The organism is Streptomyces sp. NPDC040589 (assembly GCF_055594445.1).
In genome coordinates this window covers 40018-66433 of record NZ_JBVIWP010000014.1, presented here as the reverse complement: position 1 = coordinate 66433, position 26416 = coordinate 40018, and the positions used below count along the sequence as shown (strand labels likewise).

The 26416-nt window shown below is 71.4% G+C and carries 24 protein-coding genes; 10 read left to right on the top strand and 14 right to left on the bottom strand.

Features of this window, described 5'->3' with window-relative positions; genetic code table 11:
* Positions 1-178: 178 nt before the first annotated feature.
* On the bottom strand, positions 179-1699 hold the full coding sequence (locus ACZ58V_RS38510) for an aminotransferase class III-fold pyridoxal phosphate-dependent enzyme (RefSeq protein ID WP_471296014.1): 1521 nt from the start codon (positions 1697-1699) through the stop codon (positions 179-181).
* 346 nt (positions 1700-2045) lie between these two features.
* On the opposite strand from ACZ58V_RS38510, the gene ACZ58V_RS38505 reads away from it, so the two are divergent.
* Complete coding sequence (locus ACZ58V_RS38505; RefSeq protein WP_471295902.1) at positions 2046-3269, top strand: trypsin-like serine peptidase; 1224 nt, start codon at positions 2046-2048, stop codon at positions 3267-3269.
* A 211-nt stretch (positions 3270-3480) separates the two neighbouring features.
* Positions 3481-4683 carry a trypsin-like serine peptidase gene (locus tag ACZ58V_RS38500; RefSeq protein ID WP_471295900.1) on the top strand — a complete coding sequence of 401 codons (1203 nt, stop codon included), beginning with the start codon at positions 3481-3483 and terminating at the stop codon, positions 4681-4683.
* A 68-nt stretch (positions 4684-4751) separates the two neighbouring features.
* Here the strand turns inward: ACZ58V_RS38500 and hflX are convergent, their stop codons facing one another.
* From hflX to miaA, 6 genes are all read right to left on the bottom strand, one after another.
* Complete coding sequence (hflX, locus tag ACZ58V_RS38495) at positions 4752-6245, bottom strand: GTPase HflX (RefSeq protein ID WP_382832458.1); 1494 nt, start codon at positions 6243-6245, stop codon at positions 4752-4754.
* Positions 6246-6371: 126 nt separating this feature from the next.
* Entirely contained in the window at positions 6372-7880 is a 1509-nt protein-coding gene (locus tag ACZ58V_RS38490) for a M1 family metallopeptidase (RefSeq protein ID WP_471295898.1), read from the bottom strand.
* 91 nt (positions 7881-7971) lie between these two features.
* Positions 7972-10182: a RelA/SpoT family protein gene (locus ACZ58V_RS38485; protein WP_471295896.1), complete on the bottom strand. Its 2211-nt coding sequence runs from the start codon at positions 10180-10182 to the stop codon at positions 7972-7974.
* Between the two features lie 295 nt (positions 10183-10477).
* Positions 10478-11356, bottom strand: coding sequence for a diaminopimelate epimerase (dapF, locus tag ACZ58V_RS38480; protein WP_471295893.1), 879 nt, complete (start codon positions 11354-11356; stop codon positions 10478-10480).
* A 132-nt stretch (positions 11357-11488) separates the two neighbouring features.
* Positions 11489-12022, bottom strand: coding sequence for a hypothetical protein (locus ACZ58V_RS38475; RefSeq protein ID WP_468192460.1), 534 nt, complete (start codon positions 12020-12022; stop codon positions 11489-11491).
* Positions 12023-12129: 107 nt separating this feature from the next.
* A complete protein-coding gene (gene miaA, locus ACZ58V_RS38470) occupies positions 12130-13068 on the bottom strand; it encodes a tRNA (adenosine(37)-N6)-dimethylallyltransferase MiaA (RefSeq protein ID WP_468192382.1) in 939 nt (312 codons plus the stop codon).
* A 257-nt stretch (positions 13069-13325) separates the two neighbouring features.
* Here miaA and ACZ58V_RS38465 point away from each other — a divergent pair, with 257 nt between their 5' ends.
* Together ACZ58V_RS38465 and ACZ58V_RS38460 are read left to right on the top strand one after the other, a co-directional pair.
* Positions 13326-13523, top strand: coding sequence for a gliding motility protein (locus tag ACZ58V_RS38465; RefSeq protein WP_471295891.1), 198 nt, complete (start codon positions 13326-13328; stop codon positions 13521-13523).
* A gap of 27 nt (positions 13524-13550) precedes the next feature.
* Positions 13551-13847: an antitoxin gene (locus tag ACZ58V_RS38460; protein ID WP_468192385.1), complete on the top strand. Its 297-nt coding sequence runs from the start codon at positions 13551-13553 to the stop codon at positions 13845-13847.
* Between the two features lie 114 nt (positions 13848-13961).
* Here ACZ58V_RS38460 and ACZ58V_RS38455 read toward each other — a convergent pair whose 3' ends face one another.
* The 3 genes from ACZ58V_RS38455 to ACZ58V_RS38445 all read right to left on the bottom strand — a co-directional run bounded on the left by ACZ58V_RS38455 (position 13962) and on the right by ACZ58V_RS38445 (position 17126).
* Positions 13962-14675 carry a class III extradiol dioxygenase subunit B-like domain-containing protein gene (locus ACZ58V_RS38455; RefSeq protein ID WP_468192387.1) on the bottom strand — a complete coding sequence of 238 codons (714 nt, stop codon included), beginning with the start codon at positions 14673-14675 and terminating at the stop codon, positions 13962-13964.
* A gap of 83 nt (positions 14676-14758) precedes the next feature.
* The gene (gene miaB, locus ACZ58V_RS38450; protein ID WP_468192389.1) at positions 14759-16294 is read right to left on the bottom strand and encodes a tRNA (N6-isopentenyl adenosine(37)-C2)-methylthiotransferase MiaB; all 1536 of its coding nucleotides are present in this window, start codon (positions 16292-16294) and stop codon (positions 14759-14761) included.
* Positions 16295-16340: 46 nt separating this feature from the next.
* The gene (locus ACZ58V_RS38445; protein WP_468192390.1) at positions 16341-17126 is read right to left on the bottom strand and encodes a DeoR/GlpR family DNA-binding transcription regulator; all 786 of its coding nucleotides are present in this window, start codon (positions 17124-17126) and stop codon (positions 16341-16343) included.
* 93 nt (positions 17127-17219) lie between these two features.
* Here ACZ58V_RS38445 and ACZ58V_RS38440 point away from each other — a divergent pair, with 93 nt between their 5' ends.
* The 3 genes from ACZ58V_RS38440 (at position 17220) to ACZ58V_RS38430 (ending at position 19885) form a co-directional block, all read left to right on the top strand.
* The gene (locus ACZ58V_RS38440) at positions 17220-17867 is read left to right on the top strand and encodes a bifunctional 4-hydroxy-2-oxoglutarate aldolase/2-dehydro-3-deoxy-phosphogluconate aldolase (protein ID WP_471295888.1); all 648 of its coding nucleotides are present in this window, start codon (positions 17220-17222) and stop codon (positions 17865-17867) included.
* A 93-nt stretch (positions 17868-17960) separates the two neighbouring features.
* Positions 17961-19271 (top strand): MFS transporter, encoded by a 1311-nt coding sequence (locus ACZ58V_RS38435; protein ID WP_468192394.1) that lies wholly within the window; start codon positions 17961-17963, stop codon positions 19269-19271.
* On the top strand, positions 19268-19885 hold the full coding sequence (locus ACZ58V_RS38430; RefSeq protein ID WP_468192396.1) for a P-loop nucleotide/nucleoside kinase family protein: 618 nt from the start codon (positions 19268-19270) through the stop codon (positions 19883-19885). The genes ACZ58V_RS38435 and ACZ58V_RS38430 overlap by 4 nt, the downstream gene beginning before the upstream one ends.
* Here the strand turns inward: ACZ58V_RS38430 and ACZ58V_RS38425 are convergent.
* Both ACZ58V_RS38425 and ACZ58V_RS38420 read right to left on the bottom strand, forming a co-directional pair.
* Positions 19872-20531 (bottom strand): response regulator, encoded by a 660-nt coding sequence (locus tag ACZ58V_RS38425; protein WP_471295886.1) that lies wholly within the window; start codon positions 20529-20531, stop codon positions 19872-19874. The two genes, ACZ58V_RS38430 and ACZ58V_RS38425, sit on opposite strands and share 14 nt — an antisense overlap.
* Before the next feature lie 69 nt (positions 20532-20600).
* The gene (locus ACZ58V_RS38420) at positions 20601-21644 is read right to left on the bottom strand and encodes a sensor histidine kinase (RefSeq protein ID WP_471295884.1); all 1044 of its coding nucleotides are present in this window, start codon (positions 21642-21644) and stop codon (positions 20601-20603) included.
* A gap of 128 nt (positions 21645-21772) precedes the next feature.
* On the opposite strand from ACZ58V_RS38420, the gene ACZ58V_RS38415 reads away from it, so the two are divergent.
* Together ACZ58V_RS38415 and ACZ58V_RS38410 are read left to right on the top strand one after the other, a co-directional pair.
* Positions 21773-22258 carry a cation:proton antiporter regulatory subunit gene (locus ACZ58V_RS38415; protein WP_471295882.1) on the top strand — a complete coding sequence of 162 codons (486 nt, stop codon included), beginning with the start codon at positions 21773-21775 and terminating at the stop codon, positions 22256-22258.
* Positions 22259-22262: 4 nt separating this feature from the next.
* Positions 22263-23486: a cation:proton antiporter gene (locus ACZ58V_RS38410; RefSeq protein WP_468192400.1), complete on the top strand. Its 1224-nt coding sequence runs from the start codon at positions 22263-22265 to the stop codon at positions 23484-23486.
* 27 nt (positions 23487-23513) lie between these two features.
* Here ACZ58V_RS38410 and ACZ58V_RS38405 read toward each other — a convergent pair whose 3' ends face one another.
* A complete protein-coding gene (locus ACZ58V_RS38405) occupies positions 23514-23918 on the bottom strand; it encodes a pyrophosphohydrolase domain-containing protein (RefSeq protein ID WP_471295880.1) in 405 nt (134 codons plus the stop codon).
* A gap of 98 nt (positions 23919-24016) precedes the next feature.
* Between ACZ58V_RS38405 and ACZ58V_RS38400 the strand changes: the two genes are divergently transcribed.
* Entirely contained in the window at positions 24017-25018 is a 1002-nt protein-coding gene (locus ACZ58V_RS38400; protein WP_471295879.1) for a TAXI family TRAP transporter solute-binding subunit, read from the top strand.
* On the opposite strand, the gene ACZ58V_RS38395 is transcribed toward ACZ58V_RS38400, so the two are convergent.
* A complete protein-coding gene (locus tag ACZ58V_RS38395) occupies positions 25008-26414 on the bottom strand; it encodes a sensor histidine kinase (RefSeq protein WP_468192404.1) in 1407 nt (468 codons plus the stop codon). The two genes, ACZ58V_RS38400 and ACZ58V_RS38395, sit on opposite strands and share 11 nt — an antisense overlap.
* Positions 26415-26416: the final 2 nt, after the last annotated feature.

Genomic DNA, 26416 nt, shown 5'->3' with positions numbered 1-26416 from the left:
CGGCTACCTCGTGGGGTGGTTCAGGGGCGTACGGTCGGGGGTGCGAGCCGAGGAGTTCCACTCGGCTCGCTGGTCGGCGGCCGAGGGCTCAAGGCGTGCAGCCTCACCGCATGCGGGCTCATGACGTGAGCCTGCACGGCGTCGAAGCTCACGGCGTGGACAAGCACGGCATGGAGGCTCACGGCGTATACGGCGCCGGTGCCGCGCCCCCATGGCACCGGGCGGCCGCTCGGACGGCGTCGGCCAGGCGGTCCAGCACGGCGGCCGCCTGTTCGTCGGTGATCGTCAGCGGCGGCAGCAGTCGTACGACGCTCGCGTGACGGCCGCCGAGTCCGACGATGAGGCCCCGCCGCAGGCACTCCCGCTGGACCGCGGCGGCCAGCTCGGGGGCGGCGGGAAGGGGCCGGCGCGCTCGGTCCGGCATCACCGATGCCCACGAACCAGAGGACGCCTCCACCACATCGCCCCAGCAGCGTCCCCCCGCTCCACCGCCGACCGAGTCACCATCTCCCCCAGCCCCGGGAACGCGCCCGACTCCCCCGGCTTCCCCCTCGGGATCCACGAACTCCACGCCGATCATCAGCCCCCTCCCCCGCACATCTCCTATGCAGGGGAACTCCCTTGCCAGGAATTGGAGTTGGCTCAGCATGCGCGCACCGAGAGTCGCCGCGTGCTCGGCGAGGCGGTTCTGCCGGACGTGGGCGAGGGTCGCCGTGCCGGCGGCCATGGCGAGTTGGTTGCCGCGGAAGATGCCGGTGGGGGCGCCGGGTTCCCCGGTGTCGAGGTCGTCGCGGTGGACGACGACGGCCAGCGGCAGGCTGCCTCCGATGGCCTTGGAGAGGACCATGACGTCGGGGGTCACTCCGCTGTGTTCCACCGCCCAGAAAGCGCCGGTCCGCCCGACGCCCGTCTGGATCTCGTCGGCGATCAGCGGGACGGACCGGTCGGCCGTGAGCTGCCGCATGCGCCGCAGCCAGGCGTCCGGCGCGGGGATCACCCCGCCCTCGCCCTGGACGGGCTCGACGATCATCCCGGCGGGGAGCGGCACGCCCGACCTGAGGTCGTCGAGGACGGACTCGGCCCAGCGGGCGGCGAGGTCGGCCCCGGCCTCGCCGCCGACTCCGAACGGGCAGCGGTAGTCCTGCGGGTAGGGCAGGCGGGTCACCCGTACGTCGGGTGCGCCCGTGGGCGCTTCGGGCGGCTCGGCCGTCCTGCCGTGGCAGGCGCCGGTGAACGCGATGAGGCCGGTCCGCCCGGTCGCCGCGCGGACGAGTTCGCGGGCGGTCTCCATGGCGTCGCTGCCGACCGGTCCGCAGAAGCGCACACGGGCCCGGTCGGCGAGTCCCGGCGGCAGGGTGTGGAACAGCTCGGTGATGAAGGCGTCCTTGACGGGGGTGGCCAGGTCGAGGACGTTCAGGGGTGCGCCGGAGTCGAGGACCTTGCGGATGGCCTCCAGGACGACGGGGTGGTTGTGCCCGAGCGCGAGTGCGCCGGCGCCCGAGAGGCAGTCCAGGTAGCGGCGGCCGTCCGCGCCCTCGATGGTCAGCCCTCGCGCCCGCACCGGGACGATCGGCAGGGCCCGGGCATAGGTCCGGGCCGCGGACTCGCGCGCGGACTGGCGGCGCAGAATCCCTTCCTGTGCGGCGCGCGTTCCCGGCGCTGTGTCGTCGTCGACCGCATCACCGGGAAGGGTTTTCACCGGCGTACGCAGCACAACGGCCTCCTCTGACGCACATCCCCCACGGGTGGATTCCGCCACGACTTCCCTGACCTCCCACTGGGCACGGGCACACGGGACCGCACACAGACAGCAGACCCCCCACCGCTACCAACCCCCGACCGCTCACCGGGTTACGGGTTGTCTCAAGATCCTTTCCGTGACGGAACTGTTGCGGTTCCGTCGGAGCGCCCCCACAGCCACCGCATAGTGTGTGGTGCCGTTCCCGGGCGCCGGAAGATCGGGCTGAACTCCCCGTGAGTTCGGCGGACACCGCGCTCGAGGCGCCGGTTCATCCCAGTTCGTTCACATCAGGGGGAGTCAGATCATGCGATCCATACGGCCGTCGTCCACCACCAGCCGAGGGGGGTGGACGCGCAACAGGAACTCCCCCGTGCTGGCCGCCGTGGCCCTCGCCTCGGCGCTCGCGCTGACCGCCACCGCCTGCGAGTCGGGCGACGCCGCGGCGGGCGGTGAGGCCTCCGCGTCCGCCACCGCCTCCGACGACGGCAAGCTCAAGATCCCGGACGACATCAGGGACCGGCTCCGCGAGCACGGGATCGACGTCGACAAGTGGAAGAACGGCGCCTGGAAGAACTGGGACCGGGACGACTGGCTGCGCGAGGCCAACGAGTACATCAACCCGATCATCGAAGGCCTCTGGGATCCGGACCGCATGAGGGAGGCCGAGGAGCCCGACCAGGGCGTGGACGACAGCGACCTCGCCGGCGACCAGGGCGTGACCGATCCCACGCCAGAGCCCGTCGAGGCACAGGCCGTGCCGCCGTCGTACCACGCCAACGCCCCCACGGCCGGGAAGGTGTTCTTCGACTCCCCCAAGGGCTCGGCCGTCTGCTCGGCGACGGTGGTGAAGGACCCCGCCCACCCGGGCAAGTCCAACCTGGTGTGGACGGCGGGCCACTGCGTGCACGCGGGCAAGAAGGGCGGCTGGTACCGCAACATCGCGTTCGTGCCGTCGTACAACGACGACGGCAAGCCGGTCGCGGAACTGGAGAACGCCACCCGGGAGGACGTGGCCCCCTACGGTGTCTGGTGGGGCGACTGGGCACAGACCTCGGACCAGTGGATCGAGCAGGGCGGTTCGACGGGCGGGGACGGCGCTCCGTACGACTTCGCGGTCATCCATGTGACGCCGGAGAAGGGCAGCGGCGGCAAGTCGCTCGAGGAGATGGTCGGTTCGGCGCTGCCGGTCGACTTCAAGGCTCCCTCCGTACCGAAGACGAAGAGCGTCACGGCGATCGGCTACCCGGCCGCGCCGCCGTTCGACGGGCAGAAGCTGTTCCGGTGCCAGGACCGGCCCGGCCGGCTGTCGGTCACGGCGTCGGATCCGACGATGTACCGCATCGGCTGCACCATGACCGGCGGTTCGTCGGGCGGTGGCTGGGTCGCGCCGGGGTCTGACGGCAAGCCGGCGCTGGTGTCCAACACCTCGATCGGCCCGGTGACGTCGGGCTGGCTGGCCGGACCGCGCCTGGGCGACGTGGCCAAGGGCGTGTACGACTCGGTCAGCGAGAAGTTCGCGGGCCGCTGACGGCAGCCTGATCAGCGCGGTGGTGAGGCCGGGGGCTCACGGAAACCTTCACCGGCCCACCGCCGTTCGCCCCCAACTCCCCGGGCATAGTGGGGTGTCGCGCATCGCAGCCGCACTGAGGCCTCTGTGTGACAAGCACATGACATCCACACCCAGCAGCACCCAAGCACGCACAGCACGCACAGCACGCACCAACGGGGGTCATCGCACCATGCGTTCCACACGTACGCCCGCGGCACCGAGCCGCGGGCGGCGCACCGTCCTCGCCGCCACCGGGCTCGTCGCCGCCCTGGCGCTCACGGCTACCGCCTGTGACGGTTCGGCGGACTCGGCGAGCGACAAGCCCGACGCCACCACCTCGCAGGCCGCGGACGGCGGCGGCAGGGTCCGGATCCCGGCCGACCTCGCGGGCAAGCTCAAGGAGCACGGGATCGACGCGGACCGGTGGAGGGACGGGGGCTGGAAGGACTGGGACAAGGACAAGTGGCTCAGTGACGCCAAGGACTTCGTCAACCCGGTGATCGAGGGCCTCTGGAAGCCGGACCGGATGCGGTCCGCGAAGGAGGCCGACAAGACGGTCACCACGAAGGACGCGTCGGCCGGCCAGGGTGTCAGCGACCCGGACCCGGCGCCCGTCCGGGCACAGGCGGAGAAGACGCCGTACCACCGGAACGCGGCGCCGGTCGGCAAGGTCTTCTTCGACTCCCCCGACGGCCCGGCCGTCTGCTCCGGCACGGTCGTCAAGGACGTCAACCACCCGGGCAGGTCCAACCTGGTGTGGACGGCGGGCCACTGCGTGCACGCCGGTGGCAGCGGCGGCTGGTACCGCAACATCACCTTCGTCCCCGCCTACAACGACTACGGCAAGTCCGAGGCGGAGCTGACCAACGCGAACCCGACCGAGATCGCCCCGTACGGCAACTGGTGGGCGGACTGGGCCTCGACCTCGAACCAGTGGATCAAGGGCGGCTCGGAGACCGGCGGCGAGGGAGCCGCGTACGACTACGCCGTGCTGCACGTGAAGCCCGAGCGAGGCGGCAAGTCCCTGGAGGAGACGGTCGGCGCCGCGCTGGACGTGGACTTCTCCGCCCCCTCCGCGGCCGAGGCGCGCAAGATGGGCGCCTGGGGCTACCCGGCCGCGCCGCCCTACAACGGCCTGAAGATGTTCAAGTGCGTCGACGTCCCCGGCCGGTTCTCGCTCAGCCCGACCCTGCCGACGATGCACCGCATCGGCTGCACCATGACCGGCGGTTCGTCCGGCGGTGGCTGGTTCCGGGTACGGAACGGCAAGTCCGTGCTCGTGTCGAACACATCGATCGGCCCGGCCGACAACACGTGGCTGGCGGGCCCGCAGCTGGGCCGTGACGCCGAGGCGCTCTACCAGAACATGAGCAAGACGTACGGCGGTCGCTGACCGGAGCATGCCGAAGGCCCGCTCCCTGCGGACAGGGAGCGGGCCTTCGGCGTGCTTGCGCGCTTGCGTCAGAGCGCCGGAGCCGGAGCGTACGGCGCGAGCTCCGCCGCCAGCTCCTCGTGGACCCGCACCTTGAGCAGGGTGCCCTCCGGGGTGTGCTCCTCGGAGATCACCTCGCCCTCGTCGTGGGCACGGGCGACCAGCTTGCCGTGCGTGTACGGCACGAGCGCCTCGATCTCGACCGAGGGGCGCGGCAGCTCGTTGTCGATGAGCGCGAGCAGCGTGTCCATGCCCTGGCCGGTGCGGGCCGAGACGGCGATGGACCGCTTCTCGACGCGCAGCAGCCGCTGCAGGGTCAGCGGGTCGGCCGCGTCGGCCTTGTTGATCACGACGATCTCGGGTACGTCGGTGGCGCCGACGTCCCTGATCACCTCGCGCACGGCGGCCAGCTGCTCCTCCGGGTTCGGGTGCGAACCGTCCACCACGTGCAGGATCATGTCGGACTCGCCGACCTCCTCCATCGTGGAGCGGAACGCCTCGACCAGGTGGTGGGGCAGATGGCGGACGAAGCCGACGGTGTCGGCCAGCGTGTACAGCCGTCCGCTCGGGGTCTCGGCCCGGCGCACGGTCGGGTCGAGGGTCGCGAACAGGGCGTTCTCGACCAGCACGCCCGCGCCTGTGAGGCGGTTGAGCAGCGAGGACTTGCCGGCGTTGGTGTAGCCCGCGATGGCGACCGAGGGCACCTTGTGGCGCTTGCGCTCCTGGCGCTTGATCTCGCGGCCGGTCTTCATCTCCGCGATCTCCCGGCGCATCTTCGCCATCTTCTCGCGGATCCGCCGCCGGTCCGTCTCGATCTTGGTCTCACCGGGACCACGGGTGGCGAGGCCGCCGCCCTTGCCGCCGCCCATCTGACGGGACAGCGACTGGCCCCAGCCGCGCAGCCTCGGCAGCATGTACTGCATCTGCGCGAGCGCGACCTGCGCCTTGCCCTCTCGGGACTTGGCGTGCTGGGCGAAGATGTCCAGGATCAGGGCCGTACGGTCGATGACCTTGACCTTGACGACGTCCTCGAGGTGGATGAGCTGGCCCGGGCTGAGCTCACCGTCGCAGATGACGGTGTCCGCGCCCGACTCGAGGACGATGTCCCGCAGCTCCTCGGCCTTGCCGGAGCCGATGTACGTGGCCGCGTCGGGCTTGTCGCGACGCTGGGTGACACCGTCGAGCACGAGCGCGCCCGCCGTCTCCGCGAGGGCGGCGAGCTCCGCGAGGGAGTTCTCCGCGTCCCGCACGGTTCCCGAGGTCCAGACGCCGACGAGGACGACCCGCTCCAGGCGGAGCTGGCGGTACTCGACCTCGGTGACGTCCTCGAGCTCGGTGGAGAGGCCCACCACACGGCGCAGGGCCGCGCGGTCGGAGCGGTCGAACTGTTCGCCGTCCCGCTCTCCGTCGATCTCGTGGCTCCAGGCGACGTCCTCTTCCATCAGGGCATCGGCCCGAAGACCCTCGGGGTGGCTCTGCGTGAAGCGCTTGGTGTCCTGGGAGGGGGAAGAAGAGGAGGTCATTGGATCCTTACGTAGCTGGGAAGCCGTTCACTGTGCGCAACGCACGAGCGGTCCGGGAGATTCCCGGCGCTCCGTGCCGCGCCGACCCGTCGATAGTCGCACGGCACGGGGCGTCTCGTCACCGTGTTATCGGGCGGCTCCCGGCACGGGCGCGTCCGCCTTCGCGGGCGCCTGAGGCTTCCAGTCCGGGTGTCCCGGCATCGGCGGGGTCTTCTCGCCGTACAGCCAGCTCCTGAAGAAGCCGCTCAGGTCGCGCCCGGAGATCTCGGCGGCGAGCCGGACGTAGTCCTGCGTCGAGGCCGTGCCGTCCTGGTGGCGGCCGAGCCAGGCGCGCTGCAGGCGGTCGAAGGCCGGGCGGCCGATCTCCTCGCGCAGGGCGTACAGGACGAGCGTCGCGCCCTCGTACACGTTGTGCCGGAAGATGCCGGTCTTGCGGCCGGGCTCGGGAACCTTCGGGGCGGCGGGCGGGCCGCCGACCGCCCGCCAGCCGTCGGAGGCGCTGTACGCGGCCTTCATACGGTCCCGCATCGGCTTGCCGCCCCGCGCCTCGGCGTACTGCGCCTCGTACCAGGTGGCGTATCCCTCGTTGAGCCACAGGTCCGACCAGGTGCGGGGGCTGACGCTGTTGCCGAACCACTGGTGGGCCAGCTCGTGGACCATGATCGACTCGACGTACCACTCCGGGTAGGCGGACTCGGTGAAGAGCTCCCGCTCGAAGAGGGAGAGCGTCTGGGTCTCGAGTTCGAAGCCGGTGGAGGCGTCAGCCACGAGCATGCCGTATGTCTCGAAGGGGTAGCGGCCGAGGTTCCTCTCCATCCAGGCGATCTGGGCGGGGGTCTTCCTCAGCCAGGGTTCGAGCGCCTTGCGGTCCCGGGTCGGTACGACGTCCCGCATGGGCAGGCCGTGCGGGCCGGTGCGGTGCAGCACGGTGGAGCGGCCGATGGAGACCTGGGTGAGCTCGGTGGCCATGGGGTGATGGGTGCGGTAGGTCCACGTGGTCGAACCGTCGGACTTTGCCACCCCGGCGGGCAGGCCGTTGGCGACGGCCGTGAGGCCCTTGGGTGCGGTGACCTGGATGGTGAACATCGCCTTGTCGGAGGGATGGTCGTTGCAGGGGAACACCCGGTGCGCGGCATCGGCCTGGTTGGCCATGGCGAGGCCGTCCGTGGTGCGTACCCAGCCGCTCTCACGGCCCTTGGCGGACACGGGATCGCTGGTGTGCCGCACGGTGATCCGCATCCAGGTGCCGTCCGGCACGGCTTCCTGGGGCGTGATCACCAGGTCCTCGCCGGCGGTGCTGAACCCGGCGGGCTCACCGTCGACGTCGACCGAGTCGACCGTGCCGTTGGCGAAGTCGAGATTGACGCGGTCCAGGTCGGCGGTCGTCCGGGCCCTGATGGTGGTGACGGCCCGCAGCGGCCGGCTGTTGCCGCCGGGATAGGTGAACGAGAGGTCGTACGACGCCACGTCGTAGCCGGGGTTGCCCAGGTACGGGAAGAGGCGGTCGCCGACGCCGAGCGGGACGACGGGGGCACTCGCGGCGACGAGGCAGACGGAGACGGCCGAGGCGAGGAGCGCCGCAGCCGTCTTCCGGCGGCGCGAACGGGGGGCCTGGCTCTGGGGGGTGAGGAGCATGCCCCACGGCTATCAGCGCAGGCGAGCGCGATGGGGACGGCGCGCGTCCGGCCCGTCCGGGGCTCACCCGCCCGGCCGTCGTCCGTACCGGTCAGCCGCCCTGCGTCTGCGGCTGAGCCCGGCTGACGTCGTACACCCCGGCCACGTGGCGCATGGCGCGCATGAGGGCGGGCAGGTGGGCCGCGTCCGGGAGTTGCACGGTGTACGTGTGCCGTACCTGCTGCTGGGTCGGGGGTTCGACGGTCGCGGAGACGATCTCGGCGCCTTCGAGGGCCATGGCCTCGGTGAGGTCCGCGAGCAGATGGGGCCGGACGAACGATTCGGCGACCAGCGTGACCCGGCACTCGGTGGTGTCGCCCCAGCGCACGCCGACCTCGGGACGCCCCGCGTCCTTCATACGGGCCACGGCGGCGCACTCGACGCGGTGCACGGTGACCGCTCCGCCGCGTACGGAGAAGCCGGTGATCTCGTCGGGCGGCACGGGCGTACAGCAGCCGGCGAGCCGGACGGTCGCGTCGGTCAGGTCGGCGAGGACGTGGCCGGTGGCGGGGCGGGTGGACGTCTGCTCCGGGGCCGAACCGTCCGTGCCGGGGGCATCGCCGGTGGCGGGCCGGGGAGCCGCCGCGCGTTCCTCGGCCTGCCGGTCCTGCCGGTCCTCGGTCCGCTGGGCCTCGGTGCGCTGGGCCTCGGCCTGCGCCGGGTGGGCGGTCAGCCACCGCTGGATGGCGATCCGGGCCGCGGGTGTGTGGGCGTGCTCCAGCCACTCCCGGGACGGCTCGGACGCCGGGTCCTGGCCCATGAGGAGCTGCACGGTGTCGCCGTCCTTGAGGACGGTGCTCAGCGTCGCCAGGCGGCCGTTGACCCGGGCGCCGATGCACGCGTGCGCGTCCTCGCCGTACTGCGCGTACGCGGCGTCCACACAGGTCGCCCCATCGGGCAGGCCGATCGTGCCGCCGTCGGGCCGGAACACGGTGATCTCGCGGTCCTGGGCGAGGTCCTCGCGCAGCGTCGACCAGAAGTGGTCCGGGTCGGGTGCCGCCTCCTGCCAGTCGAGGAGCCGGGAGAGCCAGCCGGGGCGGGTGGGGTCGACGCGCTCGCCGTCGGCCGGGTCCTCGGGGGCCGGTGCGTAGGGGTTGCCGAGTGCGACGACCCCTGCCTCGGCGACCTTGTGCATCTGGTGCGTACGGATGAGGACTTCTACGACCTGGCCGTTCTCCCGGGCGACGGCCGTGTGCAGCGACTGGTACAGGTTGAACTTCGGTACGGCGATGAAGTCCTTGAACTCCGAGACCACCGGCGTCATACAGGTGTGGAGTTCGCCCAGGACGCCGTAGCAGTCGGCGTCCTCGTTCACCAGCACCAGCAGGCGGCCGAAGTCGGAGCCGCGGAGCCGGCCGCGTTTGCGGGAGACCCGGTGGACGGAGACGAAGTGACGGGGCCGGATGAGGACCTCGGCGGGGATGTCCGCCTCGCGCAGCACGGTCCGCACCTCGTCGGCGACCTCCGCGAGGGGGTCGTCCGCGCGGGCGGCGTTGCGGACGATCAACTCCCGTGTGTGCGCGTACTCCTCGGGGTGCAGGATCGCGAAGACCAGGTCTTCCAGCTCGGTCATGAGCGCCTGGACGCCGAGCCGTTCGGCGAGCGGGATGAGCACGTCACGTGTCACCTTGGCGATGCGCTCCTGTTTCTCGGGGCGCATGACGCCGAGGGTGCGCATGTTGTGCAGCCGGTCGGCGAGTTTGATCGACATGACGCGGACGTCGTTGCCGGTGGCGACGAGCATCTTGCGGAAGGTCTCGGACTCGGCGGCGGCGCCGTAGTCGACCTTCTCCAGTTTGGTGACGCCGTCGACTAGGTAGCGGACCTCTTCGCCGAACTGGTCGCGGACCTGGTCGAGCGTCACGTCCGTGTCCTCGACGGTGTCGTGGAGCAGGGACGCGGTCAACGTCGTGGTCTCGGCGCCGAGTTCGGCGAGGATCAGGGTCACGGCGAGCGGGTGCGTGATGTACGGCTCGCCGCTCTTGCGCATCTGCCCGCGGTGCGAGGACTCGGCCAGGACGTAGGCGTGGCGCAGGGGTTCGAGGTCGGCGTCGGGGTGGTGGGCGCGGTGGGCCTCGACGACGTGGCTGATGGCGTCGGGCAGCCGGTCGCGCGCGGCCGGGCCGAGGAGCGCGGCACGGCCCAGGCGGCGCAGGTCGATCCGGGGACGGGCCTTTCTGCGCGGGGCTGTCGGCGTCACCGGTGATGACACCGCACCCGGCATCGGGCCTGGGGTCACGGAATTCGTGGCCTCCGCACTCATGGGCACCTCCGGCTGCGTGGACCGGCGGACGGGTGCCCCAGGGCGGACACGGCTCACGGGGCGGCTTCGGTCCCCCGTCCGGGCCGGTGCTTGATGCTACCGAGCCCACCACGCCCGGCTGACCGCCTCTCGCCGAGCGTGAAACTGATCACCCATTCGAGGGATGAATGTGAGGTTTGTGCCCCGTTACGTCGCGACCATGACGGTTGGTTTTCCGCCAAGTGGCCGGTTCTCACGGCGGTTTCGGGTCGGGCGGCCGAGGGTGAGCGGCTGTTTCGGGCCGATTGGCCCCTGCTCACGCGCCGGTGGCGGATTCCAGCCAGACCGAGTCGATCTCGCCCTCGGCCACGATCACGGCCGGGCCGGTCATCTCGATCTCGCCGTCGGGCCGCTCGGTGATCACCAGGGTGCCGCCGGGGACGTCCACGGTGTAGGTCGCCGGAACGCCGGTGGCCGCGGGGTCGGCACCGTCGCGCCGGGCGGTGGCCACGGCGACCGCGCACGCGCCCGTGCCGCAGGAGCGGGTCTCGCCGGAGCCGCGCTCGTGCACGCGCAGGGCGACATGCCGGGGGCCGCGGTCGATCACGAACTCGACGTTCACACCGTCCGGGTAGGCGGCGGCCGGGCTGAAGGGCGGCGGGGAGAGCAGGTCACCCGCGTGGGACAGGTCGTCCACGAAGGCGACGGCGTGCGGGTTGCCCATGTTGACGTTCCGCGCGGGCCAGCTGCGCTCGCCGACGCTCACCATGACGTCGCCCTCGGGGAGCAGCGCCTTGCCCATGCCCACGGTGACGTCACCGTCCTTGGAGATGTGCACGGCCTTCACGCCCCCGCGCGTGGCGACGGCGATGTCTCCTTCGGCCACGTGCCCGGCGCGCTGGAGGTAGCGCGCGAACACCCGCACGCCGTTGCCGCACATCTCCGCGATCGAGCCGTCGCCGTTGCGGTAGTCCATGAACCACTCCGCCTCGGCCGCCATGTGCCGGGCCTCGGGATGCGCCGCGGACCGCACGACGTGCAGCAGTCCGTCACCGCCGATGCCCGCGCGGCGGTCGCACAGGGCGGCGACGGCGGCCGGGGGCAGGTCGATGGTGTTCTCGGGGTCCGGAACGATCACGAAGTCGTTCTCGGTGCCGTGGCCCTTGAGGAAGGCGATCCGCGTGCGCGTGCTCATTCCTCGATCGTACGGGGCGCTCCGCGGGGAGAGCCGGATCGGGGTGGTGCGGTCCCAGTGCGGTCCGTCGCGGGCTGCGGGTGCGTCGTGGCCGGTCGCGCGGTTCCCCGCGCCCCTTTGGGAGCGCGTGCTCTAGCGGAGCCTTGCCACCCGCCAGACGGCGAGGGTCACAACGACCGCCACGACCAGGGCGTACGCGAGTACGACGCGCCAGTCCGGTCTGCGGCCGGAGCCGCGGGCCGGCAGGCCCGGCCAGGTGTAGCCGACGCGGCGGGCGGCCATCATGCCCCAGCCGGCCGCGCACGAGCAGATCAGCAGTCCGAGCATGGCGATGACGGCCCCGCTGTCGCCGAAGTCGAAGGCGAGCGGGAACGCGAACATCAGGGAGCCGAGCGCTGCCAGGCCCACGATGGGCGCGAGCTGCCAGATGCGCATCCGGCGCTGCGGGCGCAGCTCGACCTCGACCTCCTCCGCGAACATCTCGTCGGGCTCGGGGCCGTCGTCCGTCACACCCTGCGACTCGTCATCGGGCCCGTCGGAGCTGAGACGGTCCGTCTCCTGCTCGGGTCCGTCCCGGTGCTCCGGTCCGTCCAGACGCTCCGGTTCATCCCGGTCGGCGGTGATGTGATCGGTGCTGTGTGCGGTGTCGCGAGGGCCGGCCTCCATCGCCACGCGCCCTCCCAACTAGGACTCACTCGGTCGATCGAAGCTCGATGATGGCACGCCGCCGCAGGCCCGGATGACGGCCTGGGCGTCCCGATGCCATGACGTGATCAGGCTGTAACCGGTCGTTCGACCAAGGACAGCGCGAGCTGCGGAAGTTCTGTGAGATCGGCCGCAGCCCCACTCAACCAGTGCACCCGCGGATCGCGCCTGAACCATGAATCCTGACGGCGCGCGAAGCGCTTGGTGGCACGTACGGTCTCGGCCCGCGCTTCCTCGATCGCGCACTCCCCGGCAAGCGCCGCGAGGACCTGCTGGTAGCCGAGCGCGCGCGAGGCCGTACGCCCTTCTCGCAACCCCTGCGCCTCCAGTGCGCGCACCTCGTCCACGAGGCCGGCGTCCCACATCCGGTCGACCCGGCGCGCGATGCGCTCGTCGAGCTCGGGGCGGGCCACGTCGACGCCGATCTGGAGGGTGTCGTAGACGGAGTCGTGGCCGGGGAGGTTGGCGGTGAAGGGCTTGCCGGTGATCTCGATCACCTCAAGGGCCCGGACCACCCGGCGGCCGTTGCTCGGCAGGATCGCGCGAGCGGCCTCGGGGTCGGCGGCGGCCAGGCGGGCGTGCAGCGCGCCCGGGCCGCGCAGCGTGAGTTCCTCCTCCAGTCGGGCGCGGACCTCGGGGTCGGTGCCGGGGAACTCCATCTTGTCGACGGCCCCGCGCACGTACAGTCCGGAGCCGCCGACCAGGATCGGCCAGCGGCCCTCGGCGAGCAGCACGTCGATCCGCTCCCGGGCGAGGCGCTGGTACTCGGCGACGGACGCCGTGACGGTCACGTCCCAGATGTCCATGAGGTGGTGCGGGACGCCGCCGCGCTCCTCGGGCGTCAGCTTGGCGGTGCCGATGTCCATCCCTCGGTAGAGCTGCATGGAGTCGGCGTTGACGACCTCGCCGCCGAGGCGCTGGGCCAGGAAAACGCCCAGATCGGACTTTCCGGCCGCAGTTGGTCCGACGACGGCGATGACGCGGGGGGCGGGGGGTGCACTGCTCACCGACACAGTCTCGCAAACCTCGAACCCCGCTCTCGAACGAGTTACGTGACGCCGCGACTCCGGGGTCGTTGCCCGTTGCGAGGTTCCTGCCGCCGGATCACAGAGGCGGTGGCCCTGGTGGCGCAAACAGACGCACCGGGCAACGCGGGATTTCGCCCGCACGAGTAACGTATGGAGTGAATATGGGCGTTTTTGCACGACTTCTTCGGCGGTCGAAGGCCACATCTGAGGCGCCTGCCGCCGAGGCTCAGGCAGACATGGCGAAGGCCGGGCCCGAGGCGGAGGAGGCGGCCGAGGCCCTGGAGACGAAGGGGGCCGACGGAGCCACGGAAGCGGCCGAGGCGAGTGCCGAGGCCCCCGCAGAGGCCACCGATGGCGAAGGCGTCGACATCCCCAAGCAGCAGTCCACCGACAAGGCCGCCGACAACGAGGCCGGCGAGGGCGCCCGTACGTGATCGCCCCGCGCGAGGGAAGGTGAAGCGATGGGTCTCCTGGACGACTTGAAGGCCAAGCTGGGCCCGGCCAAAGGCAAGGTCTCGGACCTCGCGCAGCGTCACGAGGGCAAGGTCCACCACGGTCTCGAGAAAGCGGCGCATGCCGTCGACAAGAGGACCAAGGGCAAGTACAGAGACAAGATCCAGTCGGGCACGGGCAAGGCCAAGGGCGCCGTGGACCGGCTCGCGCACAAGGGCGGCAAAGGACCGGACACGGGCGGCACGACACCGCCGCCGAACGTGGGTGGCAGCACGCCGCCGGCCGGACCACCGCCCGCTTCCTAGGGCACATCGACGTACTGAAGTTCCTGAACGCACCACTCAAGGGCACATCGGCGGACGGCCGCGGAGCACGAGGGCTCCCGGCCGTCCGCCGTTTCCGGTGCCCTGCCGCCCGGGCTAGGACCAGGTGGCCACGAGGTATCCCACGCCGTACGGCGCGTCGTCGTACAGCAGTGATCCGCCGAGGTCCGCGCCCTCGGCCGCGCCCGCCAGGACCTGCCAGGGGGCCCGGCCGGACGCCTTCAGGTCATGCGCCAGCCGTGTGTCCAGCGTCATGAGGGCGGCCGCGTCCGCCGCGCCCAGCGCTCGCGCGACCTCCGCGTCGAAGGGCGCCGACCGTTCGTCCAGATAGCCCGGGGCCTTGAGCGTCCGGCACGCGCCGGCGTCCCCCATCACCAGCAGCGCGACCCGCTCGGCCCGCGCGGCGATGTCCCGTCCGGTCCGGGCACACCTCTCGGGCATGAGGGATTCCCCGACACCGAGCCCCTCGACCGGGGCGTCGGACCACCCGGTCCGCTCCAGCAGCCAGGCGGCCACCGCCAGCGAGTACGGCAGCCGCTGTGCCCCGTGCGGGCCCGCGGCCGGCCCCAGCCGTACGTCGAGATCGACGCCGAAGCCCCGGAACGAACCCCGTGTGCCCTGCGAGTAGGTCTCGGGCCCGGCGCTCTCCCCCGGCCCGACGACCACGAGCCGGTCGGGCCGGGCGGCGGCGAGCACCCCCAGGGCGTCCGTGCAGGCGGCCCGCGCGGCGTCCAGCTCCGGTGCGGCGCCCGCGGCGACCTCGGGGACCAGAAGGGGCGGGCAGGGGCAGACAGCGGCGGCGACAAGCATGATCGGCAGGGTAACCCCGGGGACCCACCCGCGCGCATCCCGCGCAGGGCGAACCGGCTGTGGGTCTCCGCAGGCGGGACCGGTCAGTCCAAGGCGCAGCCGCTCGTCGCGACCGGGAGCGGCTCGGGCACGCCGATCTTCGGCAGGCCGAGCAGCACTCCGGCCTGCTGTGCCGGCTTGCCCGCCTTCTCGGCGGTGCGCCTCTCCCAGGCGTCGCCCGCACGCGTGCGGCGCACGTCGAGCACGGCTCCCTCGGCGAGGAGGTGGTGCGGAGCGGCGTAGGTGATCTCGACCGTCACCACGTCGCCGGGGCGGACCTCCTGGTCCGGCTTGGTGAAGTGGACGAGGCGGTTGTCGGGGGCGCGGCCGGACAGGCGGTGGGTGGTGTCGTCCTTGCGGCCCTCGCCCTCGGCGACCATGAGCTCCAGCGTGCGGCCGACCTGCTTCTTGTTCTCCTCCCAGGAGATCTCCTCCTGGAGGGCGACGAGACGCTCGTAGCGCTCCTGGACGACCTTCTTGGGGATCTGGCCGTCCATCTCGGCGGCCGGGGTGCCGGGGCGCTTGGAGTACTGGAAGGTGAAGGCCTGGGCGAAGCGGGCCTCGCGCACCACGTGCAGCGTCTGCTCGAAGTCCTCCTCGGTCTCGCCGGGGAAGCCCACGATGATGTCGGTGCTGATCGCCGCGTGCGGGATGGCGGCGCGGACCTTCTCGATGATCCCCAGGAAGCGCTCCTGGCGGTACGAGCGGCGCATGGCCTTCAGGACCGGGTCCGAGCCGGACTGGAGCGGCATGTGCAACTGCGGCATCACGTTGGGCGTCTCGGCCATGGCGGCGATGACGTCGTCGGTGAAGTCGCGCGGGTGCGGGGAGGTGAAGCGGACGCGCTCCAGGCCGTCGATCTTCCCGCAGGCGCGCAGCAGCTTGCTGAAAGCCTCGCGGTCGCCGATGTCGGAGCCGTACGCGTTGACGTTCTGGCCGAGCAGCGTGATCTCGGAGACGCCCTCGCCGACCAGGGCCTCGATCTCGGCGAGGATGTCGCCGGGGCGGCGGTCCTTCTCCTTGCCGCGCAGGGCCGGGACGATGCAGAACGTGCAGGTGTTGTTGCAGCCGACGGAGATCGACACCCAGGCCGCGTACGCGCTCTCGCGGCGCGTCGGCAGCGTCGAGGGGAACTCCTCGAGCGACTCGGCGATCTCGACCTGCGCCTCTTCCTGCACGCGCGCGCGTTCCAGCAGGACCGGCAGCTTGCCGATGTTGTGCGTGCCGAAGACGACGTCCACCCAGGGCGCCCTCTTCACGATGGTGTCGCGGTCCTTCTGCGCCAGACAGCCGCCGACCGCGATCTGCATGCCGGGGCGGCTCGCCTTCTTCGGCGCGAGGTGGCCCAGGTTGCCGTACAGCTTGTTGTCGGCGTTCTCCCGCACCGCACAGGTGTTGAAGACGACGACATCCGCCTCGCCGTCGGAACCCTCGGGGGCGCGCACATAGCCCGCGTCCTCCAGCAGACCGGACAATCGCTCGGAGTCGTGGACGTTCATCTGACATCCGTAGGTGCGAACTTCGTATGTCCTGGATGTCTGCTTATCCACTGCCGGGCTCCGGTCGCTGCTGATGGTCATGGCTCAAGGGTAGGCGCTCCCGGGCGAGGGCCGTGTACGGACCGGTTCAGGACGCCTGCAGCACCGACGGCCCCTCCTCGAGGATGCGGTCGACGACGGCGGGCGGCAGACCGTCGTCGGTCACGATGGTGTCGAGCCCGTTGAGGGGGGTCACGTTGAACCGCTCGACGATGCCCCACTTCGTGCTGTCGGCGAGCAGGGCGACCGATGTCGCGGCTCGCATCACGGTCTGTTTGAGCAGCACCTTGTCGGTCGAGGGACTGGTCACGCCGTGGGCCAGGTCCCACGAGCCCGCGCTCAGGAAGAAGACGTCGATGTTCAGCGCCCCGATGGCCTGGGCGGCGAGCGGCCCGCTGCTCGACCCGCTCGACACGTCGATCTCGCCCCCGGTGTGAATGGCGCGGATCTCCGGATGGCCGCAGAGGGCGATCGCGGCGTGGAAGTCGTTGGTGACGACGGTGAGGTCCTTGCGGCCTGCCAGGAACGGGACGGTGGACTGGCAGGTCGTTCCCGCGTCGAGGAAGACCGCCATGCCGTCCTCGACGAGGCCCGCCGCGGTCTCGGCGATGGCCTGCTTGCGGGGAAGTTCCAGCTGGGCCCGGGACGCCCGCTCGCGGGGCGGGGCGTGCCCCGTCCAGTCCGCCAGTCTGACGCCGCCCTGGACCGAGATCACCTGGCCGCTCTTCTCCAGGGCGGCGATGTCTCGGCGCACCGTCATGTGGGAGACGTTCAGCCGCGTGGTGAGCTCCCGGATGCTCAGCACGCCGGTGCTCCGCAGCAGGCGCAGGAGCTCCTGGTGCCGCTGTTCCGGAATCAGCGGTGCCCTGACCATCACGTCTCCTCCAGAACGGTGGGGGAGATCAGATTAACTTCCCGCTTCCGACCTAGTGACAATATGTGAATCCGTGTTCTAGCGTGTTCCGCCATGGTAACGAAGTTTCAATCTCTTGACGCGATCGTCCGCACCGGAGCCCTGCTGATCGTCCGGCTGGACAGCGCGGAAGAGGCCCTGGCCGTGTCCGAGGCCGCGATCGAGGGCGGTGTGCGGGCCCTGGAGATCACGCTCTCGGTGCCGGGCGCGCTGGATGTCATCGCGAAGCTGTCCGAGCGCTACGGCAAGGACGGCGTGGTCGTCGGCGCCGGGACGGTCCTGGACGAGCAGGCGGCGCACGCCTGTGTCTCGGCCGGGGCGAACCTGCTGGTGAGCCCCAATCTGAACCCGGCGATGATCGCGGCAGCCAACCGCTATCAGGCCGTCACGGTCAGCGGCGCCTTCACCCCGACGGAGATCGTCGACACGATGCAGGCGGGCGCCGACATCGTGAAGCTCTTCCCCGCCGAGTTCATGGGCCCCGAGTACGTCCGGACCGTCAAGGCTCCCCTCCCCCAGGCGCCGCTCATGCCTGCGGGCGGCGTCTCGCCCGACAACGTGAAGGCGTGGTTCGACGCCGGTGTCGTCGCGGTCGGCGTCGGCAGCTCCGTGACCAAGGCCGCCCGTCCCGACGGTGACTACCGGCGCGTGACCGAAGCGGCCCGGACCGTCCTGCGGTCCATCGAAGACGCCCGGGCCTGAGGCCCGGGCCCCCGACTCCGCCCCCCACTCCTGCCCCTTGCGGTGTCTCGTCCCCCTCCCCAACCCCTTGCGGTGATCCCCCAGGAGCCCCCCATGTCCCATCCGCTCTCCGATGCCCAGGTTCCCGAGAGAACTGACACCGACGCCCCGCGGTCGATCAGGATCCGCTGGGTCCTGGTCGCCCTCCTGGTGATCGGCGGCGTGGTCAACTACCTCGACCGCTCCAACCTGAGCGTCGCGAACACGACCGTCGCGAGAGAGTTCGACCTGAGTTCCACCCAGATGGGACTCCTGCTCGCGGCGTTCGCCTGGCCCTACGCGCTGGCCAACCTCCCGGCCGGCTACCTCGTCGACCGCTTCGGGCCCAAGCGCATGTACGCCTGGGCGGCCGCGCTGTGGTCACTGGTGTCGATGCTCTCCGCGACCGCGAGTTCGTACGGCTTCATGTACGCGGCCCGGGTGGCTCTCGGTGTCGCCGAGGCCCCCTTCTTCACCGCCAGCCTGAAGGTCAACCAGCGCTGGTTCGCCCAGCACGAGCGCGCGCTGCCGATCTCGATCGTCAACACGGGCTCGCAGATAGCCAACGCGATCGCCCCGCCGCTGCTCACCACGCTGATGCTGCTGCTCGGGTGGCGCGGCATGTTCGTCACCATCGGCGCGCTGGGCGTCGTGCTCGTGCTGGTGTGGCTGCGTGTCTACCGTGACCCGACGGTGCGCGAGCAGGCGGCCATCCTGGGCGAAGAGTCCGCACCCCCGGCGCCCGAGGCCGAGGCGAAGGCCGGGTGGGGGCAGCTGTTCCGGCAGCGGAACACGTACTTCATGGTCCTCGGCGCCTTCGGCATCTTCTACACGGTGTGGGTGTACCTCACCTGGCTGCCCAGCTATCTGGAGACCTCCCGCGGCTTCAGCCTCACCGCGACCGGCTGGCTGGCGTCCCTGCCGTTCCTGTGCGGTATCGCGGGCGTGCTCTTCGGCGGCTTCCTCTCCGGGCGCCTGATCAGCCGCGGGGTCTCCGCCGTCACCTCGCGCAAGATCCCGATCGCCGGCGGCGCGGCCCTGGCGGCCGCCGCCGTACTTCCCGTGGCCTACGTCGAGAGCACCCCGCTCGCGATGGTGCTGCTGTCGGTGGGCTACTTCGCCGCGCAGGTGCCGATCGGGTGTCTGTGGACCCTGGCGTCCGACGTCGCGGAGCCGCACCAGGTGGCCTCGCTGGGTGCCATCCAGAACTTCGGCGGCTTCCTCGGCGCGACGCTGGCTCCGATCGTCACCGGGAGCATCCTGGATGCCACCGGAGGCAGCTACAACCTCGTCTTCCTGGTCGGCGGGGTGCTGCTGCTGGTCGGCGGTTCCTCGTACCTGTTCTTCGTCAAGGACCGCAGGGCTCCGAAGGAGAGCCTCACATGACCGTTCCACGGGCCTACTTCGTGATCGGGCCGGCCGGGTCGGGGAAGAGCACCGTGGCCCAGTTGCTCGCCCGGCTGACCGGGGCGGCCTACATCGACAAGGACACCGCCTGCACCCGCTTCACCGAGGCGCTCCTGGAGCTCGCCGGCACGGACCCGTCCGAGCGGGACCTCAACCCGTACTACCAGTCGGCGGTGATGGACCTGGAGTACCTGACCGTCCTGGACCTGGCGCGCGACAACCTCGTGGTGGGCCGGCCGGTCGTCCTGGACGCCCCGTTCGGCCGGTACTTCTCCCGCCCGGACTACCTCGCCGAGGTGGCCGAGCGTCACTCCTGGCCCCACCACGCCGAACCGGTGGTGGTGCGGGTCGAGACCGATTCCGACACCGCCCGGGCCCGCGTCCTCGCCCGCGGCTGCGCACGGGACCTCTCCAAGCTCGCCGACTGGGACGCCTTCTGGCAGAAGTCCCAGGACAACGCGTGCCGGTGGTCGAGCCGTCACAGTCTGGTGTTCGACAACCGGGCCGACGGTGTCACCCCGGACGCGGTCGCTCGCGCGCTGGGCGCACTCGCCGACGACGACGCGAGGGAGCCCGGGCTCACGGCTCGATGAGCCCGGCCCGGATCGCGTACCGGGTCAGCTCCAGGCGGTCGCGCATGCCGAGCTTCTGGAGGAGGTTGGCGCGGTGGCGTTCGACCGTCTTGGCGCTGATGAAGAGGAGTTCGCCGATCTCCTTCGAGGTGTGGCCCTCGGCGACCAGCTTGAGGATCTCCTCCTCGCGTTCGGTGATGGCCCGTTCCGGCAGGCCGTCACCGCGGTGCAGCCGCTCCAGGTAGGAGCGGACGAGGGCCCGCTCGGCGCCCGGGTAGATGAACGGCTCGTCACGCACGGCCGCCCGGCAGGCCTCGACCAGGTCGCGGTCGGCGACGGACTTGAGGACGTAGCCGCTGGCTCCGGCCCTGAGCGCCTCGAAGAAGTACTCCTCGTTGTCGTACATCGTCAGTATGAGGATGTGCAGGTCGGGCAGCCTGCGGGAGAGTTCGCGGGCCGCCTGGAGGCCGGTCATGCGGGGCATGGCGACGTCGAGGACGGCCAGGTCCACGGCGGTGTCCCGGGCCCGGGCGACGGCCTCGGCACCGTCCCCGGCCTCGGCGACGACCGTCAGGTCCGGCTCCCCGTCCAGGATGAGGCGCACTCCCCGGCGTACGAGGGTGTGGTCGTCGGCGAGCAGGACACGGATCGGGATGGGGGCGGACATCAGCGGGCTCCTCGGCCTGACGGGTGGGGACACATCAGCGGGCTCCTCGGCCTGACCGGTGCGGACACATCAGCGGGCTCCTTCCGTCACCGGTACGCGCAGGCGTACGTCGGTGCCCCGGCCAGGGGCCGGTTCGACGGTGAGGGCGGCGCCGATCAGGAGGGCGCGTTCGCGCATGCCCGTGATGCCGGCGCCCTCCGGGGCGTCGCCGACGCCCGTGCCGTTGTCGCGTACGAGGAGTTCGACGCCGTCGGGGACCTGCTGGAGGCGGAGTTCGGCGCGGTCGGCGCCGGCATGGCGGGCGGTGTTGGTCAGGCCTTCCTGGGCCACCCGGTAGACGACGAGTTCCGATTCCGGGCTCAGGGCGGGGAGGTCGCCGGTGACGTGGTGGCGCACGGTCAGCCCATGGGTCGTGAACTCGGAGGTGAGCGAGCGCAGGGCGCTGGCCAGCCCGAGCTCCTCCAGGACACCGGGGCGCAGCCGGCGGGCGATCCGGCGGATCTCGTCCAGACCGGCCCGGGTCGCCTCCTGCGCCTGGCCCACCTCCTCGCGCAGTTCCTTGGGCGCCCGGTCGGCGACGCGCTTGAGCTGGAGCAGGACGGCGGTCAGGGTCTGCCCGACCTCGTCGTGGAGCTCGCGGGCGATCCGGTGCCGTTCGCCCTCCTGCGCGGACAGGGCCCGGGCGGCGCCCGCGGCCCGCTCGGCCTCCAGCCGGTCGAGCATCGTGTTGTACGTCGCGATCAGCGCGGCCGTCTCCGCCGGGCCGGCGGCCACCGGACGGGATCCCGGACGCAGCAGATCGGCGGTGGCCATGGAACTGCCGAGCCGTTGCAGGGGCGCGAGGCCGAAGCGCAGCACGAGCGCGTTGCCCGCCAGCAGCATCACCAGGCCGCCGAGCAGGACGAGTGCCTCGCCCGCCAGGACGGGGGTGGACACGGTGACCGGGCCGAGCAGCAATGCCGTGGCCACGACCAGGCCCGCGGCGTTGAGGGAGAAGATCCGCCAGAACAACGACACGTTCCTGGATCCGCCCCTTCCGGCCTTCGCGTACGGCACCTCCCGCTCCACCCTTTCCGGCGACCGGCCGCTGTGTATATCCGTCACAACACCCATGTCGTCACCGTACGGGCGGATGGCAGCATGCGGACTTGACCCGTCCGTTGATCTACACCGTTCACGACACCGACACAGCAACACCAACAAGACAAACAAACCAAACAAGACGAAAAAGGGGAAGCAACGTGTCAGCTCCGCGCCTGAGGGCGACGCCGCTGCCGGGGATCGGGGTCCAGTACGACCTGGAGACCCGGGAACACCGCCATCTGTCGGTGGTGGCGCACCGCGACGGCACGCGCACGGTCAACGTGTACCGGGCCGACGATCCCGACTCCTGCGCGCATTCGCTGCGGCTGACCAGCTCGGAGGCGGGTTCGCTGATCGACGCGCTGAAGCCGTCCCACCACAGCCCGAGCCTGCTGTACACCACGGACCTGGGACTGGTCGCCGAGCGGATCGAGGTGGCCGCGACCTCGCGCTGGAACGGGCGGGTGCTGGGCGACATGAAGATGCGGACGGAGACGGGGGCGTCGGTCGTGGCGGTGCTGCGCCGGGCCGAGGCCATTCCGTCGCCCGCGCCGGACTTCCGGCTGGCGGGCGGTGACACGCTGATCGTCGTCGGGACCCGTGAGGGCGTGGACGCCGCCGCGACGGTACTCGGGCGGGAGTGAGCCAGTGCACTCCGCTGTCCTGCTCATCGAGTTCGGTTCCATCATTCTCGGCCTCGGCCTGCTCGGGCGGTTCGCCGGCCGTTTCCGGCTCTCGCCGATACCGCTGTACCTCCTGGCCGGTCTGGCCTTCGGCGAAGGCGGCCTGCTGCCGCTGGGCGCGAGCGAGGAGTTCATCGCCACGGGCGCCGAGATCGGCGTCATCCTCCTGCTGCTGATGCTGGGCCTGGAGTACACGGCGAGCGATCTGGTCTCCAACCTCAAGACGCACTACCCCTCCGGTCTGGTCGACTGCGCGCTCAACGCGCTGCCGGGAGCGGCGGTGGCGCTGCTGCTCGGCTGGGGGCCGGTGGCCGCCGTCGTCCTGGCCGGTGTCACCTGGATCTCGTCGTCCGGCGTGATCGCGAAGGTGCTCGGCGATCTGGGCCGGGTCGGCAACCGTGAGACGCCGGTGATCCTCAGCGTGCTCGTGCTGGAGGATCTGGCGATGGCGGTGTACCTGCCCATCGTCACGGCGCTGGTGGCGGGCGTCGGTCTGATGGCCGGCAGTGTGACGCTGGCGATCGCGCTGGGCGCGGCGGGGCTCGTGCTGTTCCTGGCCGTGCGCTACGGCCGGCTCATCTCGCGCTTCGTCTCCAGCGACGACCCGGAGAAGCTGCTGCTGGTGGTGCTGGGCCTGACGATCCTGGTCGCGGGTGTCGCGCAGCAGCTCCAGGTGTCGGCCGCGGTCGGGGCCTTCCTGGTGGGCATCGCGCTCTCCGGAGAGGTGGCGGAGGGTGCGCACACCCTCCTCAGCCCCCTGCGGGACCTGTTCGCGGCGGTCTTCTTCGTCTTCTTCGGACTGCACACCGACCCGTCCAGCATCCCGCCCGTCCTGCTGCCCGCCCTCGCGCTGGCCGTCGTCACGGCCCTGACGAAGATCGCCACAGGCTACTGGGCGGCCCGGCGCGCCGGGATCTCCGTCAAGGGCCGCTGGCGGACGGGCGGTGCGCTGGTGGCCCGCGGGGAGTTCTCGATCGTCATCGCCGGCCTCGCCGTCGCGGCCGGCATCGAACCGTCCCTCGGCCCTCTGGCCACGGCCTACGTCCTCATCCTGGTCGTCCTGGGCCCGCTCACCGCGCGCTACACGGAGCCGGTGGCGATGTGGTGGAGCGGCCGCCGCGAGGCCCGTCGGGGAACCCCGGAACCCGCGCCCCGGAAGGCCGAGGCGGAGGCGCCGGTGGGCGACTGAGGAGGGGGTGGGCCACCTCGGGGGCCTCTACTCACCGCCCGGAGCCCACCCCTGTCTCCGCAGCACCCCCGGCACATCCGGTGCCTCGTAGTGCTCGCCTTTGAGGACCTTGCCGTCCTCGCGTCGGGAGACCGCGCCGTCGGGGCCGATCTTGGTCATGTTGGAGCGGTGGATCTCGGTCAGTACCGCGTCGAGGTCGATGCCGTGGACGAGGGCGGTGCCGTAGGCGACGTAGACGACGTCCGCCAGTTCGTGGGCGAGCCGGTCGAGCGGGCCCCGGACCGACACCTCGGCGACCTCCGCGGCCTCCTCCGCGAGGAGTTCGCCGCGGTGGGCGGCGAGTTCCGGGGAGATCTCCGTCGGGGTACTGCGGGCGTCCAGGCCGAAGGCGAGGTGGAATTCACGGACCAGGTCAGCGGGCGAGGAGCTCATGGGGACGACAGTAGCGGCCGCCACTGACACTCCTCCCCGCCCCGGTGGCGGACCCCGCCCCTGGTCAGCGGGGCACCAAGGCTGGCAGGATCTCGCGCATGTCCAAGATGTTCCCCCCTATCGGCAGGCGCCGGGCCCTGCAGGGCGGCACCGCCTCCCTCCTGGTCCTCGGGCTGCTGCTGTGGTGGCTGCGCCCCTGGGCCGAAGAGCCTCCGGGCGGGGCGATCACCTTCAGCACGGGCACGCGCGCCGGGGTCTACCACGAGTACGGGGAACTCCTGCGTGCCGAGATCGACCAGGACATGCCGGACCTGAGGGTGCGCCTGCTGACCAGCGCCGGGTCACAGGAGAACGTCTCGGACGTGGCGACGGGCAAGGCCGACTTCGCGATCGCGGCGGCGGACGCGGTCGCCACGTACAGGCTCGACCACGGCACGGGCGCCGACCGGCTGCGCGGTATGGCCCGCCTCTACGACGACTACCTGCAGCTCGTCGTACCGCCCGACTCGGACATCCGCTCCGTCGCGGACCTGCGGGGCAAGCGCGTGGCCATAGGGCTGCCGAACTCCGGTGTGCGGCTGATCGCGAACGGAGTGCTCAAGGCGGCCGGAATCGATCCGGAGAAGGACATCAAGCCCTCGTCGGACGGCATCGACACCGGTCCCAGGCGGCTGGGGCACGGCCTCGACGCGTTCTTCTGGTCGGGCGGTCTGCCCACGGACGGGCTCAGCCGCCTGGCCAAGAAGTCGGCCTCCGCCTTCCGGTTCGTGCCGATCGACGCCGGGCTCGTCGCCAAGCTGCACGACCAGGGCGGTGCCACGCGGTACTACCGCGCCACCAAGATGCCGGAGTCGGCCTACCCCACCATCCAGCGCGGTGACCCGGTGCCGACCCTGGCGGTGTCCAACCTGCTGGTCACCCGCAGCGACATGAACCCCCGGCTCACCGAGTGGCTGACCCGTACGGTGATCGACAGCCGGGACGGCATCGGCGCGACCGTCCACTCCGCCCAGCTGGTCGACGTCCGCACCGCGATCTACACCGACCCGCTCCAGCTGCACCGCGGCGCACAGCGCTACTACCAGTCCGTCAAGCCGTAGGGCCCGACCTCGGCACCCTCACCGTCACCCGCAGCCCGTGCGGCTCATGACGGTCGTAGGCGATCGAACCGCCGCCCGCCGTGAGCAGCGCCCGCGAGATGGACAGTCCGAGGCCCGAACCCTTGATGTTCTGGTGGCGGCTGCTGCGCCAGAAACGGTCGCCGACGCGAGCCAGTTCCTCGTCGGTGAGGCCGGGTCCGTGGTCGGTGACGACGATGGTGGAGGTGTCGCCGTGGGAGGCGACGGTCACCTCGACGGTCTGGTCCTCGGGCGTGAACTTCACCGCGTTGTCGATGATCGCGTCCAGCGCGCTGGACAGCGCGACCGGGTCGGCCCACGCGGTCGTGGGCGGGCAGTCGCCGACCAGGCGTACGCCCTTGGCCTCGGCGGTCGGGGCCCAGGCCGCGAGGCGTTCGGCGGCGAGCTCGCCGATGTCGGTGATCCTCAGGTCGGCCTCGGTGTGCTCGGCCAGCGCCAGGTCCAGCAGGTCGTCCAGGACCTGCGCGAGGCGCTTGCCCTCGGCCTGGACGGAGGCGATCTCCTTGTTGCCCTCGGGCAGCTCGAAGGAGAGCAGCTCGATGCGCAGCAACAGCGCCGCGAGCGGGTTGCGCAGCTGGTGCGAGGCGTCGGCGACGAAGGCGCGCTGCTGCTCCAGCACGTCCTCGACGTTGTCCGCCATCTCGTTGAACGACCGGGCCAGACGCCTCAGTTCCGGCGGTCCGCCGGCGGCCGCGACCCGGGACTTGAGCCGACCGGTGGCGATGTCGTGGGTGGTGGCGTCGAGGACGCGCACCGGCCGCAGGACCCAGCCGGTCAGCCGCAGGGCGGCGCCGACGGCCAGCAGCATCGCGGCGCCCTCGCCCGCTCCGATGACCAGCCAGCCGTGCAGGGTGCGCGAGCGCATCTGCCCGGTGGGCGAGTCGGTCACCACGACCGCGACGACGTCACCGTCCCGGATGACCGGCGAGGCCACCACGAGGTTGTTCCGCTGCCAGGGCCAGACCTGCTTCGGGTCGTGGCTGCGGCGGCTGAGCAGCGCCTCGTCGAAAGCGTCACGCACCTCGCCCTCTTCCGGCAGGGACCACCTGGCCGGTGCATGAGCCATGGCACTGCCGCTGCGGTAGAAGACACCGGCCCGGATGCCGTAGACGTCGTAGTAGCTGTCGAGTTCGCTGCTGAGCGTGGCCAGGCGCTCGTTCTCGAACGCGCCGGTGGTCCCGTCGGGCGAGTCGGTGACGAACTGGGCGAGGGCGGCGAAGCGCGCGGTGTCGTCGATGCGGTCGACGACGACCTTCTGCTGCTGGGCCCCGGCCAGACTGACGGCGAGCGGGACCCCGAGCGCGAGCAGCACGGCCGCCATCAGGATGATCAGCAGCGGGAGCAGACGAGTGCGCACCC

Bases quoted from the DNA above. Each gene is read 5' to 3' on its own strand.
- ACZ58V_RS38505 (WP_471295902.1), top strand. From the start codon at position 2,046: ATGCGATCCATACGGCCGTCGTCCACCACCAGCCGAGGGGGGTGGACG.
- ACZ58V_RS38465 (WP_471295891.1), top strand. From the start codon at position 13,326: ATGGCGAAGGCCGGGCCCGAGGCGGAGGAGGCGGCCGAGGCCCTGGAG.
- ACZ58V_RS38485 (WP_471295896.1), bottom strand. From the start codon at position 10,182: ATGAGTGCGGAGGCCACGAATTCCGTGACCCCAGGCCCGATGCCGGGT.
- ACZ58V_RS38430 (WP_468192396.1), top strand. From the start codon at position 19,268: ATGACCGTTCCACGGGCCTACTTCGTGATCGGGCCGGCCGGGTCGGGG.
- dapF (WP_471295893.1), bottom strand. From the start codon at position 11,356: ATGAGCACGCGCACGCGGATCGCCTTCCTCAAGGGCCACGGCACCGAG.
- ACZ58V_RS38445 (WP_468192390.1), bottom strand. From the start codon at position 17,126: ATGGTCAGGGCACCGCTGATTCCGGAACAGCGGCACCAGGAGCTCCTG.
- ACZ58V_RS38500 (WP_471295900.1), top strand. From the start codon at position 3,481: ATGCGTTCCACACGTACGCCCGCGGCACCGAGCCGCGGGCGGCGCACC.
- ACZ58V_RS38425 (WP_471295886.1), bottom strand. From the start codon at position 20,531: ATGTCCGCCCCCATCCCGATCCGTGTCCTGCTCGCCGACGACCACACC.
- hflX (WP_382832458.1), bottom strand. From the start codon at position 6,245: ATGACCTCCTCTTCTTCCCCCTCCCAGGACACCAAGCGCTTCACGCAG.
- ACZ58V_RS38475 (WP_468192460.1), bottom strand. From the start codon at position 12,022: ATGGAGGCCGGCCCTCGCGACACCGCACACAGCACCGATCACATCACC.
- ACZ58V_RS38420 (WP_471295884.1), bottom strand. From the start codon at position 21,644: ATGGGTGTTGTGACGGATATACACAGCGGCCGGTCGCCGGAAAGGGTG.
- ACZ58V_RS38435 (WP_468192394.1), top strand. From the start codon at position 17,961: ATGTCCCATCCGCTCTCCGATGCCCAGGTTCCCGAGAGAACTGACACC.
- miaB (WP_468192389.1), bottom strand. From the start codon at position 16,294: ATGACCATCAGCAGCGACCGGAGCCCGGCAGTGGATAAGCAGACATCC.
- ACZ58V_RS38405 (WP_471295880.1), bottom strand. From the start codon at position 23,918: ATGAGCTCCTCGCCCGCTGACCTGGTCCGTGAATTCCACCTCGCCTTC.
- ACZ58V_RS38455 (WP_468192387.1), bottom strand. From the start codon at position 14,675: ATGCTTGTCGCCGCCGCTGTCTGCCCCTGCCCGCCCCTTCTGGTCCCC.
- ACZ58V_RS38460 (WP_468192385.1), top strand. From the start codon at position 13,551: ATGGGTCTCCTGGACGACTTGAAGGCCAAGCTGGGCCCGGCCAAAGGC.
- ACZ58V_RS38490 (WP_471295898.1), bottom strand. From the start codon at position 7,880: ATGCTCCTCACCCCCCAGAGCCAGGCCCCCCGTTCGCGCCGCCGGAAG.
- ACZ58V_RS38440 (WP_471295888.1), top strand. From the start codon at position 17,220: ATGGTAACGAAGTTTCAATCTCTTGACGCGATCGTCCGCACCGGAGCC.
- ACZ58V_RS38400 (WP_471295879.1), top strand. From the start codon at position 24,017: ATGTCCAAGATGTTCCCCCCTATCGGCAGGCGCCGGGCCCTGCAGGGC.